This is a genomic window from Bradyrhizobium sp. NBAIM14 (genome assembly GCF_020193895.1).
GTDB lineage: Bacteria > Pseudomonadota > Alphaproteobacteria > Rhizobiales > Xanthobacteraceae > Bradyrhizobium > Bradyrhizobium yuanmingense.
Map to the genome: position 1 here is coordinate 469,994 of NZ_JADYVQ010000005.1, position 12,701 is coordinate 482,694.

General features: G+C 64.7%; 11 protein-coding genes. 8 read left to right on the plus strand and 3 right to left on the minus strand.

Annotated features, from left to right (window positions below):
• Positions 1–52: 52 nt before the first annotated feature.
• The 7 genes from sufB (at position 53) to I6F28_RS16655 (ending at position 6,411) form a co-directional block, all read left to right on the plus strand.
• Positions 53–1,549, plus strand: coding sequence for a Fe-S cluster assembly protein SufB (gene sufB, locus I6F28_RS16625; RefSeq protein ID WP_225140350.1), 1,497 nt, complete (start codon positions 53–55; stop codon positions 1,547–1,549).
• 132 nt (positions 1,550–1,681) lie between these two features.
• Positions 1,682–2,434, plus strand: coding sequence for a Fe-S cluster assembly ATPase SufC (gene sufC / locus I6F28_RS16630; RefSeq protein WP_035999976.1), 753 nt, complete (start codon positions 1,682–1,684; stop codon positions 2,432–2,434).
• A gap of 11 nt (positions 2,435–2,445) precedes the next feature.
• Positions 2,446–3,750, plus strand: a complete 1,305-nt coding sequence (sufD, locus tag I6F28_RS16635) for a Fe-S cluster assembly protein SufD (RefSeq protein ID WP_225140351.1) — start codon at positions 2,446–2,448, stop codon at positions 3,748–3,750.
• Positions 3,747–4,994, plus strand: coding sequence for a cysteine desulfurase (locus I6F28_RS16640; RefSeq protein WP_225140352.1), 1,248 nt, complete (start codon positions 3,747–3,749; stop codon positions 4,992–4,994). Before sufD ends, I6F28_RS16640 begins: the two co-directional genes overlap by 4 nt.
• A complete protein-coding gene (locus I6F28_RS16645) occupies positions 4,991–5,362 on the plus strand; it encodes an SUF system Fe-S cluster assembly protein (protein ID WP_018641712.1) in 372 nt (123 codons plus the stop codon). The genes I6F28_RS16640 and I6F28_RS16645 overlap by 4 nt, the downstream gene beginning before the upstream one ends.
• Before the next feature lie 49 nt (positions 5,363–5,411).
• Entirely contained in the window at positions 5,412–5,822 is a 411-nt protein-coding gene (locus I6F28_RS16650) for a HesB/IscA family protein (protein WP_074447904.1), read from the plus strand.
• Positions 5,823–5,988: 166 nt separating this feature from the next.
• On the plus strand, positions 5,989–6,411 hold the full coding sequence (locus I6F28_RS16655; RefSeq protein ID WP_057029081.1) for a TfoX/Sxy family protein: 423 nt from the start codon (positions 5,989–5,991) through the stop codon (positions 6,409–6,411).
• An 88-nt stretch (positions 6,412–6,499) separates the two neighbouring features.
• Here the strand turns inward: I6F28_RS16655 and I6F28_RS16660 are convergent, their stop codons facing one another.
• The 3 genes from I6F28_RS16660 to I6F28_RS16670 form a co-directional block, all read right to left on the minus strand.
• Positions 6,500–7,567: a GGDEF domain-containing protein gene (locus tag I6F28_RS16660; RefSeq protein ID WP_225140353.1), complete on the minus strand. Its 1,068-nt coding sequence runs from the start codon at positions 7,565–7,567 to the stop codon at positions 6,500–6,502.
• Between the two features lie 164 nt (positions 7,568–7,731).
• Positions 7,732–9,240, minus strand: a complete 1,509-nt coding sequence (locus I6F28_RS16665; protein WP_225140354.1) for a DEAD/DEAH box helicase — start codon at positions 9,238–9,240, stop codon at positions 7,732–7,734.
• A 300-nt stretch (positions 9,241–9,540) separates the two neighbouring features.
• Entirely contained in the window at positions 9,541–10,506 is a 966-nt protein-coding gene (locus I6F28_RS16670) for a helix-turn-helix domain-containing protein (RefSeq protein WP_225140355.1), read from the minus strand.
• Between the two features lie 205 nt (positions 10,507–10,711).
• Here I6F28_RS16670 and I6F28_RS16675 point away from each other — a divergent pair, with 205 nt between their 5' ends.
• The gene (locus tag I6F28_RS16675) at positions 10,712–12,226 is read left to right on the plus strand and encodes a caspase family protein (RefSeq protein ID WP_225125540.1); all 1,515 of its coding nucleotides are present in this window, start codon (positions 10,712–10,714) and stop codon (positions 12,224–12,226) included.
• Positions 12,227–12,701 lie beyond the last annotated feature (475 nt).

Sequence of the window (12,701 nt, forward strand, 5' to 3'; positions counted from 1 at the left end):
CTCGTTCGAGTTTGATCCACCGCGGTCCTTGAAACCGCGAGCGGAGGATGGAATGCCAGCCGTACAAGAGACGGTCGAGCGCGTGAAGCGCATCGACGTCGACCAGTATCGTTATGGGTTTGAGACCCTGATCGAGTCCGAGAAGGCCCCCAAGGGGCTGTCGGAAGAGATCGTCAAATACATCTCGCAGAAGAAGAACGAACCCGCCTGGATGCTGCAGTGGCGGCTGGAGGCCTATCGGCGCTGGCTGACCATGCAGGAGCCGACCTGGGCGCGCGTCGATTATCCGAAGATCGACTTCCAGGACCTCTATTACTACGCGGCGCCCAAGCCGAAGAAGACCGTCTCCTCGCTGGATGAGATCGATCCGGAGATCCTGAAGACCTACGAGAAGCTCGGCATCCCCTTGCGGGAAGTCGCCATGCTCGAAGGCGTCGAACCCAAGCCCGGTGAGGAGGATCCCGCCCGCCGCAAGATCGCGGTCGATGCTGTCTTCGATTCGGTCTCGGTTGCGACCACGTTCAAGGCCGAGCTGAAGAAGGCCGGCGTGATCTTCATGCCGATCTCGGAGGCGATCCGCGAGCACCCTGAATTGGTGCAGAAATATCTGGGATCGGTGGTTCCGACCTCGGACAATTTCTACGCGACGCTGAACTCGGCGGTGTTCTCCGACGGCTCGTTCGTCTATGTGCCGCCGGGCGTGCGCTGCCCGATGGAGCTGTCGACCTATTTCCGCATCAACGAGCGCAACACCGGCCAGTTCGAGCGCACGCTGATCATCGCCGACAAGGGTTCCTACGTCTCCTATCTCGAAGGCTGCACCGCGCCGCAGCGCGACGAGAACCAGCTGCATGCCGCCGTGGTCGAGCTCGTCGCCCTCGACGATGCCGAGATCAAGTATTCGACGGTGCAGAACTGGTATCCCGGCAATTCGGAAGGCAAGGGCGGCATCTACAATTTCGTCACCAAGCGTGGCGACTGCCGTGGCGCCAACTCGAAGATCTCCTGGACCCAGGTCGAGACCGGCTCCGCCATCACCTGGAAATACCCGAGCTGCATCCTGCGCGGTGACAATTCCCGCGGCGAGTTCTACTCGATCGCGATCTCGAACGGCTTCCAGCAGGTCGATAGCGGCACCAAGATGATCCATCTCGGCAAGAACACGTCGAGCCGGATCATCTCCAAGGGCATCGCCGCCGGCAAGTCGCAGAACACCTATCGCGGTCTCGTCACCGCGCATCGTAAGGCGACCGGCGCGCGCAACTTCACCGCCTGCGACTCGCTGCTGATCGGTGACAAATGCGGCGCGCACACGGTGCCATACATCGAGGCCAAGAACTCCTCGGCGACTTTCGAGCACGAGGCGACCACCTCGAAGATCTCCGAGGACGTGCTGTTCTACTGCATCCAGCGCGGGCTCAGCCAGGAAGAAGCGGTCGGCCTCGTCGTCAACGGCTTCGTCAAGGACGTGCTGCAGCAGCTGCCGATGGAGTTCGCGGTGGAAGCGCAGAAGCTGATCTCGATCTCGCTCGAAGGGTCGGTCGGCTAGCTCGGACCTCGTCCTGAAGAGGCCGCGCAAGCGGCCGCCTCGAAGGATGGATACCGGAAAGATTGGTGGCCTCAATCCTTCGAGACGCGCCTGCGGCGCTCCCTGGGATGAGGGGATAGATGGAAAAACATTATGGCTTTGCTTGAAGTGAAAGACCTCAAGGTTCGTGTCGAGGAGCGTGAGATCCTCCACGGGCTGACGCTGACCGTGAACGAGGGCGAGGTGCACGCGATCATGGGGCCGAACGGCTCCGGCAAGTCGACGCTCTCGCACGTCATCGCCGGCAAGCCCGGCTACGAGGTCACCGACGGCCAGATCCTGTTCAGGGGCGAGGACCTGCTGGAGATGGATCCCGACGAGCGCGCCGCCAAGGGCGTGTTCCTGGCGTTCCAATATCCGGTCGAGATCCCCGGCGTCACCACCATGAATTTCCTGCGCACGGCGCTGAACGCGCAGCGCAAGGCGCGCGGCGAGAGCGAGCTGATGGTGCCGGACTTCCTGAAGAAGGTCCGCGAAGTCTCGAAGTCGCTGAACATCCCGCAGGACATGCTCAAGCGCGGCGTCAATGTCGGCTTCTCCGGCGGCGAAAAGAAGCGCAACGAGGTGCTGCAGATGGCGCTGTTCGAGCCCAGCCTGTGCATCCTCGACGAGATGGATTCCGGCCTCGACATCGACGCCCTGCGCATCGCGGCCGACGGCGTCAACGCACTGCGCTCGCCGGGGCGCGCGATGGTCGTCATCACCCATTATCAGCGGCTGCTGAACTACATCGTGCCCGACGTCGTGCACGTGATGTCCAGGGGCCGCGTCGTGAAGAGCGGCGGCAAGGAATTGGCGCTGGAGCTGGAAGCCTCCGGCTACGCCCAGTTCGAGGATGCCGCGTAAGGAATTTTAAGATGAACGTTGCTGTGGCAAAGACCGGGAGCGGCCGCGCGGTGAGCGATCTCTTCGCCAGCGCCGAAGGCCGCCTGCCGGGTTCGCCTGACGTGATGGCGGCGCGCCGCGAGGCGTTCGAGACCTATGAGCGTCTCGGTCTGCCGCACCGCCGGATCGAGGAATGGAAATACACCGACCTGCGCGCGCTGGTCGGCGAGGTGCTGCCGCTGGCGGCCGTGCCCGATGCGACCGCGCTGAAGCGCGCCGCGGACGCGGTCAAGGCGCATGCCATCGCGGGCGCCCGCAAGCTGGTGCTGGTCGACGGCGTGTTCGCGGCTGAGCTTTCAGACGTGAAGGCGCTTGCGTCCGAGGTCGGCTTCAAGACTCTGCGCGAGACGCTGGATAAGGATGCCGGTCTCCTCAAGACCGCGTCCACCGATGCCGTGATCGCGGTCAACGCGGCGCTGGCGACCGACGGCGTGGTGCTGTCGATCGCGGATGGAACGCAGCTCTCTGCGCCGATCCAGATCATCCATGTTGCGACCGCCGCATCGGCCTCGGCTTTCACCCGCTCGCAGGTGGCGATCGGGAAGGGCGCCCGCGCCACCATCATCGAGAGCTTCGTCGCCGCCGGCGCTGCGGCCTACCAGGTCAACGACGCCGTTATGATCTCGGTCGGCGACGACGCCGACGTCGCGCATATCCGCCTGATGGACGATGCCGCCGATGCGGTGAACATCACCTCGCAGTTCGTTACCGTCGGCGCCAACACCAAGCTGAACGTCTTCAACATGACCAGCGGCGCTGCGGTCAGCCGCTTGCAGGGCTTCATTACGCTGGCGGGCGAGGGCAGCGAGCTCTCGGTCAACGGCGTCAACCTCCTGAAGAAGACCGAGCACGGCGACACCACGCTGGTGGTCGACCATGCCGTGCCGAACTGCGTCAGCCGCGAGATCTTCCGTGCGGTGATCGACGACCGCGCCCATTCGGTGTTCCAGGGCCGCATCATCGTCCGTCCCGACGCGCAGAAGACCGACGGCAAGATGATGACGCGCGCGCTGCTGCTCTCGGACGAGGCCGAGGCCGACAACAAGCCCGAACTCGAGATTTTTGCCGACGACGTCTCCTGCGGCCACGGCGCCACCGCCGGCGCGCTCGACGACAGTCTGCTGTTCTACCTGAAGGCCCGTGGCCTGCCGGAGAAGCAGGCCCAGGCGCTGCTGATCCAGGCCTTTGTCGGCGAGGCGATCGAGCAGATCGCCGATGATACTTTGCGCGAGCACGTGATCGGCATCGCCGAGCGCTGGCTGGAGCGGCGGTCATGAGCACGCATCCGGCGGTCAAGAACGGCGCCTATGACGTTGCGCGCGTGCGCCAGGATTTCCCGGCGCTCGCCATGCAGGTCTACGGCAAGCCGCTGGTCTATCTCGACAACGCCGCCTCGGCACAGAAGCCGAGTGCTGTGCTCGACCGCATGACGCAGGCCTATACATCCGAATACGCCAACGTGCATCGCGGCCTGCACTACCTCGCCAATGCCGCGACCGAAGCCTATGAGGGCGGCCGCACCAAGGTGGCGCAGTTCATCAACGCTGCGCGCACCGAGGAAGTCATCTTCACCCGCAACGCGACCGAGGCGATCAACCTGGTCGCGTCTTCGTGGGGCGCCCCGAATATCGGGGAAGGCGACGAGATCGTCATCTCCATCATGGAGCACCATTCCAACATCGTGCCCTGGCATTTCCTGAGGGAACGCCAGGGTGCCGTGATCAAATGGGCACCGGTCGACGATGAGGGTAATTTCCTCATCGACGAATTCGAGAAGCTGCTGACGTCGAAGACCAAGCTGGTCGCGATCACGCAGATGTCGAACGCGCTCGGCACCATCGTGCCGGTCAAGGACGTCGTCAGGATCGCCCATGCCCGCGGCATTCCGGTGCTGGTCGACGGCAGCCAGGGCGCGGTGCATCTGCCGGTCGACGTCCAGGATATCGGCTGCGACTTCTACGTCTTCACCGGTCACAAGGTCTATGGTCCGACCGGCATCGGCGTGCTCTGGGCCAAGTACGACCACCTCGTCGCGATGCGCCCCTTCAACGGCGGCGGCGAGATGATCCGCGAAGTCTCGCGCGATGTCGTCACCTATGGCGATCCCCCGCACAAGTTCGAGGCGGGCACGCCGGCGATCGTCGAGGCCGTCGGCCTTGGTACCGCCATCGATTACGTCAACTCGATCGGCAAGGAACGCATCGCCGCCTACGAGGCGGACCTCACCGCGTACGCCCAGGAGCGCCTGCGCGAGATCAACTCGCTGCGGCTGATCGGCACGGCGCGGGGCAAGGGCCCCGTGATCTCCTTCGAGCTCAAGGGCGCGCACGCCCACGACGTCGCCACCGTGATCGACCGCCAGGGCATCGCGGTGCGCGCCGGCACCCATTGCGTCATGCCGCTTTTAGAGCGGTTCAACGTGACGGCGACATGCCGGGCCTCGTTCGGCATGTATAATACGCGGGAAGAAGTCGATCATCTGGCACAGGCGCTGCTGAAGGCGCGGGATTTGTTTGCATGAGTGACACGGCCGAAATCAAAGCCAATCCGATGGAGACCCATTCGGCATTGCCGCCGGAGGAGACCGAGCGGCTGACCCGCGAGATCATCGCCGGGCTCAAGACCGTGTTCGACCCGGAAATCCCGGCCGACATCTACGAGCTCGGCCTGATCTACAAGGTTGAGATCAAGGACGACCGTTCCGTGGACGTGCAGATGACGCTGACGACGCCGAACTGTCCGGCCGCCGGCGAGCTGCCGACCATGGTCGAGAACGCGGTGGCGAGCGTGCCCGGCGTCGGCGTGGTCGACGTCAAGGTCGTCTGGGAGCCGCCGTGGTCGCCGGAACGCATGAGCGACGAGGCCCGCCTCGTGCTGAACATGTGGTGACGCCCTCGGGCCGCATTGAATTCGCTCCGCAACGGACCACATAGACAACATGACCCAGATTTCGTCAGGCTCGACACCAGCATCCACTCCGAAGCCGCGGCGGCCGCGCCCGCAGGTGATGCGGCTGACGGATGCCGCCGCCCAGCGCATCACCGAGCTGACCCAGCGTGCCGACTCGGAGATCGTGGGCTTGCGCGTCGGCGTAAAGAACGGCGGCTGCGCCGGCCAGTCCTACACGGTCGAATACGCCCACGACATCCGCCCGACCGACGAGGTCGTCGAGGACAAGGGCGTCAAGATCCTGGTCGATCCCAAGGCCGTGCTGTTCCTGCTCGGCACCGAGATGGACTACAAGGCCGACAAGATGCAGGCCCAGTTCGTCTTCAACAATCCCAACCAGGTCTCCGCCTGCGGTTGCGGCGAATCGGTCGAGTTGCGGCCGGCAAAGATCGACGGGTAGACTCTCCAGCGTCACTGCGAGGAGCCCGCGACAAAATTGCGAGCAATTTTGCGCTGGCGACAAAACAATCCAACCTGCCTCCGCGGCGGAAGTCTGGATTGCTTCGCTTCGCTCGCAATGACGGAAATGCTATGAAGGCTCACTTGCTTGCGCAGGGAAGCCTCCGATGGACCGCGAATTCCTGATCGACCTGTTCGCCGATTTCGGCCCGGTCACCATCCGGAAAATGTTCTCCGGCTACGGCATCTCCGCCGACGGCGTCAATTTCGCGCTGTCGCTGCGCGCCGGCCTGTTCTTTCGCGCCGACGAGACGACCATTCCCGACTTCGAGGCCGAAGGCTCGAAGCCGTTCCAGTATTCGACCCGCGCCAAGACCGTGGTTGTGAATTCCTACTGGGAGCTGCCGGCGCGCCTGTTCGACGATTCCCAGGAGCTTGCGCAATGGGCGAGGGCGGCGCTCACTGCCGCCCAGCGCGCCAAGGTGAAGAAGCGACCGAAGGCGAAGAAGGCGGCGGCGAAGAAGAAGGTTGCGCCGAAGAAGGGTGTGGCGAAGAAGGTTGCCGGGAAGGCGATGCGTAGGGTGGGTTAGCGCAGCGTAACCCACCACTTCATACATCTTGATAGACAAGAGGTGGGTTACGCTGCGCTAACCCACCCTACAGACGCGAGGATGAACGTCACGCCACCCGGCTGTGGCTCTCGATCGCGAATTCCGGATCGGCTTCGCAGATCACGCGGTTGCGGCCGTTGCGCTTGGCGGCGTAGAGGCAGGCGTCGGCACGCTCGATCAGCGCGTCGGTGTCGTCGCCCTCCCTGAGCATGGAGACGCCGACGGAGATGGTGACGCGGCCGAGGATCTCGCCGGTCGATTTCTTCTTCAATTCCTTCGCCATCACGGCGCGGCGAATGTGGTCGGCCACCGTCAGTGCCTGGCGCATCGCGGTGTTGGGGAGAACGACCGCGAATTCCTCGCCGCCGTAGCGCGCCGTGATGTCCTGGCCCTTGATGGTCTGCTTCAGCGAAAGGCCGACGAGCCGCAGCACCTGGTCGCCGGTGAGATGGCCGTAGGAATCGTTGAACGACTTGAAGTGATCGATGTCGAACAGCAGCAGCGACAGCGGCTCGCCCGAGACGAGCGCGCTCTGCACTGCGATGCCGATCATGCGGTCGAAATATTTGCGATTTCCCAGGCCCGTGAGCGGATCGGTCAGGCTTTCGGCGCGGATCGCCTCCAGGCTCTGCTGGAGATTGCTGATCTCGTTCTTCGACAGCGTCAGCCGGTCTTCGAGCGCCTTGTTGGTCTCGCGCATCTCGCTGGTGGAGCGCAGCAGCGCCTCGACGATCGCCTTGACCTGGTCGCGGTTCTCGGCCGACGACAGTTTCTCGGTCGCATCCGACAGACTGGTATCGTAGGCCCCGGTCATGCCGAGCGCCTCGCCCAACACCTTCACGACGTCGTCGATCTCGCCGACGACGCGCGCGCCGACCTTGTCGATGCGGTCGGTGGTCTTGATGTGGGAGAGATAGGTCTCGTAGATCTGCTCGAGATCGGCCTCGGTCAGCTTGCCGCTGCGCGCCAGCGTCTCATTGATGATCTTGTTGAGCGGTGCGTTGTAGCCGGTGGCGTAGACGTACCAGATCTCGTAATTGCGGGGAATGGCCGTCTGTCGAAGCGATCGGATCTGACCGAGCGCCACCTCGGCGAACGCCAGGGTGCGTTCGTGTTCGTCGAGTACCTTGATCACTGAACATCCCCACAGCGGCCGACGCGCCATCGACCGCAGCAATCCTTAAATTATGTTCGTAGGCTAACGGACGATCGTGAACGCCCCGTAAATATACGTTCACGGGGCATCCAAAAAATTGTAGATCGAGGATCTTCAACCGAAATCTGGCGCGCCAGCGCGCTTCAGGCGCCGGCGGGGGAGCGCACCGGCCGCAGAAGAAACGCCGGCAGATGCGAGTGATCGCCCGGCTCGCTGTCGATCTCGCGCTGGCGGCGCGGCTCGGGACGGCCGATCGAGGGCACATGCGACGAATTCGCTTGCGGGCGCACACCATTGCGCGGCTCGGATGATTGCCTGGCTTCGCGCGGAGGCCGTGCCTCGCGTGCCGGCCTCGCCTCGGGAGCCGCCCGTGCCTCGCCACGCGCCTCGCGCGGCTCGTGGCTGCGCTCGCGGTCATGACCGCGCCGCTCGCCGCGCTGCGGCTTGCCGCGTCCGCCGCGTGAACGCTCGCGGCCGCGCTGCTCGCGCGGACGCTCGCCTTGTTCGCCCGCTTCGGCGTGGACGTCATAGTCGCCTTCGGCGCGCGGAATGCTCTGGCCGATCAGCTTCTCGATCGCCGCCATCGACTTCTGGTCGAGCGGTGTCACGATCGAGATCGCGGTGCCGGTTCGGCCGGCGCGGCCGGTGCGGCCGATGCGGTGGACGTAATCGTCGGCGTGGTGGGGAACGTCGAAATTGAAGACGTGGCTGACCTCGGGAATGTCGAGGCCGCGGGCGGCGACGTCGGAGGCGACGAGGAGGGGCAGCTCACCCTTGCGGAACTGGTCGAGCGCGGCCATGCGGGCCGGCTGGTCCATGTCGCCGTGCAGGGCACCGACGCTGAAGCCGTGCTTCTGCAGCGATTTGTGAACGATCGCGACCTCGCGCTTGCGATTGCAGAAGATGATCGCGTTCTTGAGGTCCTTGGCCTCGCGTAGCAAACGGCGGAGCAATTCGCGCTTCTCGTGCGCCTCGCGGCCGGCGGGCACCTGGGTTTGCGTAACGGTGACGGCGGTCGTGGCGGGCCTGGAGACCTCGACCTTCTGCGGATTGTGCAGGAAGGCTTCGGTGATGCGCCGGATTTCCGGCGGCATGGTCGCGGTGAAGAACAGGGTCTGCCGCGTGAAGGGAACGAGCTTGCAGATGCGCTCGATGTCGGGGATGAAGCCCATGTCCAGCATGCGGTCGGCTTCGTCGATGACGAGCAGTTCGACGCCGGTGAGCAACAGGCCGCCGCGCTCGGTATGGTCGAGCAGCCGGCCGGGGGTGGCGATCAGCACGTCGACGCCGCGCATCAGCTTGGCATCCTGGTCGCCGAAGGAGACGCCGCCGATCAGGAGGGCGACGTTGAGCTTCTGGCCGGCGCCGTAGCGATCGAAGTTTTCCTTCACCTGGGCCGCGAGCTCGCGGGTTGGCTCGAGGATCAGCGTGCGCGGCATGCGCGCCCGGGCGCGGCCCTTTTCGAGGATTGTGAGCATCGGCAGCACGAAGGCCGCGGTCTTGCCGGTGCCGGTCTGGGCGATGCCGAGCACGTCCTTGCGTGCGAGGACGTGGGGGATCGCCTGTTCCTGAATCGGGGTGGGGGTGGTGTAACCGGTGGCCGCCACTGCGGCGAGGACTTTTTCGGACAGTCCGAGATCTGAAAAGGACATTGAGCCTCTGGTCGAAACCGCCGTTCGGAATCGAGGGTAATAAGGCTGTCGCGTTCCACCCCGAAACGGCGCGCTCTCGAAGAAGCTGGGGGTGCTGACTCACGCGGACAAAGCGCAAGGCTCAGGAATCGCTCTTCGATCTGAGCCGCGTCGACCCGGAACATAGGCGGGAATTGGCCAAAGTCAATGGAGCGGGCGCGGGAAGAGCCTAAAAAGCCTGAGGTTTTTGCCCAAATCACGGGCGCGGCTGGGGTTTTCCCCCGAGCCCCCTCCGCCTGGCCGCAACCGCCTAGACAGCAGCTAAGGCCCGTCCGTGCCTTTGGCCCGGAAATCACCTGGGGCCATGCCGTAGGCGGCGTTGAACACCCGGTAATAGGTCGCCAGGCTCTCGAAGCCGCACGAGGCGGCGATGTCGGCGATCAGCCGTTCCGGCGCCTCGCGCAGCAGGCGGCGGCTCTGTTTCAGGCGCTCGTCGGTCACCGTCTGGGAAAAGCTCTTCTCCGCCATCTCGAACAGCATGTGCAGGTGACGAACGGAGACGCCGAGCAGGTCGGCCACCATGGCTGGCGCAAGATTGGGGTCCTGAAGGTGGCGCGCGATCAGCCGTCGGGCTTGCGAGAGGCGGGCGGTCCGCAGTGCCTCCTGTCCCCGCCGGCTTCCGGGCCGCACGATGCCGCGCTCGATCAGCGCCAGGTGGGCCAACGCCTGGACTAACGAGGTCTGGACGGCAGAGGCCGTATCGTCCGCGGCGATTTCGCCGAGATCGGCGAAGCAGGCCGCGAGCAGGGGCGCCAGGGCCAGATCGTTGAAGGTCCGGGGCGCCAGCTCGCGCATGCGCTTGTCCTGCACCGGGATGTGGCTCACGGGGATCTTGAGGATCCGCAGGTGGAAGCCCCCGGTGCCCAGCGGGGCGGTGCGGTACGGCAGGTCGGTATGGCTGGTGGCGAAGCTGCCATTGGCAATGGCAAAGTCGCTTGCGCGCATGCCGCCGAACCAGCCGCCGCTGCCGAGCTGTTGGTAGACGCAGATCGCCTCACCCGGGGCATAGGCGATGTCCGACGCGCTGCGCTCGACCGCGTAGGGCGAGGCCTTCAGCTCGACGAGGCCGGCGCCGCCCAGCTTACGCAGCGAGAATTCGCCGAAGAAGTCCGCGCGCCGCTCGCGCGCGAGCTCGGCGGTGACACCGAACAACCCCTTGGCGCGCACCTCGCGCCAATAGTCGAAGCGATCCTTCGGGTCGACCTCGTCCGTACACCAGTGCAACACGGCAGCCCCTCGCTTCCGGCGAAATTGGCCAAAAGGAAACAGATTCTAGCGGAATCGGCCATAGTCGGATCGTACAATCGGAGCCCCCCGGGGTCCTTGAACCGTCGTAAGGTCTGGGCCGACTATCACACAGCGGCAGGGGGGTCCCATGAACTGCCGTTCGAAGATCGGTGGCAGGGCCGGTTCTGCAACGGGAAATTTTGCGATGACGCGTCGGCTTTTCAGAATTCTGGCGGCCCTTGGCCTCGCGGTGGGCCTGAGCGGTTTCGCGGGGCCCGCCTGGGCCGCTAAGCGCGTCGCGCTCGTCGTCGGCAACAACGACTACAAGAACGTGCCGAAGCTGCTCAAGGCGGTCAACGACGCCCGCACCATGGGCGACACGCTGAAGCAGCTCGGCTTCTCGGTGATGGTCGCCGAGAACCAGAGCCGGCAGCAATTCTCCGAGACGCTGCTCGCCTTCGACAAGGCCATCGAGCCCGGCGACACCGCGTTCTTCTTCTATGCCGGCCACGGTTTCGAGATCGCCGGCCAGAACTATCTGCTGCCGACCGACGTGCCGGCTGCGACGGAAGGGCAGGAGGAGCTGGTGCGCGACGCTTCGATCCTGGCCGACCGCATCGTCGAGCGGCTGCAGAACAAGAAGGCGCGGACCTCGATCCTGGTGTTCGACGCCTGCCGCAACAATCCGTTCGAGCGCAAGGGCACCCGCGCGGTCGCCGGCGCCGGCGGTCTCGCACCGATGACCCAGCTGCCCGAGGGCGTGTTCTCGGTGTTCTCCGCGGGTCCCCGCCAGACCGCGCTCGATCGGCTCTCCAATGACGACGCCAATCCAAACTCAGTGTTTACGCGCACCTTCGCCAAGGAGCTGCTCAAGCCCGGCGAGAATCTGGTGCAGGTGGCGCAGCGTACCCGCCGAGCCGTCAGCGAGCTCGCCGACACCGTGAAGCACAGGCAGGTGCCGGTCTATTTCGACCAGATGGTCGACGATGTCTTCCTCAGCGGCCTCGCCAAGGACACCGCCGCGCGTTCGGACGATCCGCCGCCCACGAAGCTTGCGGCGCTACCGCCGGTGTCGGTGCCGCAGATGCCCAAGGAGGAGACCCTCAACGCGCCGATCGCGAGCTTCTCGCGTCACAATGGCGGCTGGAGCGTGACCTTCTCTTTCGCCGATCCGACGCTCGGCATTTCCTGGCGCATTGCCGGCACGGGCGATTTCCGCGAGACCGGGTTCATCGACACGCTCGATCCGCGCACCCGCAAGCGGATGCCGAACCCGTCGATCGAGCTGCCGCCGGATGCGCAGGCTGGCACGATCGAGGTCCGTTATGTCGATCAGTCCGGCGACATGCAGGGCCCGTTCCCGATCAGGTTCGATCCCGAGGCCGCGCTGATCCGCGACCAGCGCAAGATCCTCGACATGACCTCGACGAGCTGGCTGTCGTTCCGCGAGTTCAACGGGCTGCTCGTCTACTACACCCATCTCGTCTCCTACCGCTGCGCCATCCGCGAGGTGCGCATCGGCGTCGACAGCGCCGTGCCCAACCAGGTGCTGAAGATGCCGCCCTGCGACATGCGCGACCCCAGCGCGGTCAGCGCCGGCATGCCGCTCTACATGAAGCTCGCGCCAAGCACGAAATCCGTCTCGGTGGAGCTGACCTATCGCGACGGCAGCGTGTCGGAGATCAAGAGCTTCAGGAGCGCGAACCGGAGTAATAATTGACGTCCTGTTCGATTGTGACGGGATGATCTTGCGCAGCGGCCGAACTTGGACACGCCAAGGTGAAAGTGCTAGAGCCGGGAATGACAAAGTTCATTATTGTCGCGCTCTTTACGACGCTTCCGGTTCTGGCTCAAACGAATCCAGTTCCCACAGCCCCACCTCTCACCGATCGCGAACGCGTCCAGGCGGACCGCGCGAAGGCTGCCGAGGATGAGAAGGGGGCTCCGGCCACGCGACCATGGGATCGCGACGCCGATGGCAAACGGCCGTGGGACCGCAAGTCGCCAAAGTCCTGAGACGAGAAGCTCGCTTCCCCCCGCGGAAGGAACAACTCCTGCCGGGCTGGATTGTCTGCCAAACCAGGGAGACGATCCATGATCCGTAAATCCATCCTCGTCACGATCGCTTGTGCTGCGCTTTCGACGGCCGCCCTTGCTCAAGGAGGCGGTGGTGGCGGAGGCGGTGGTGGTGGCGC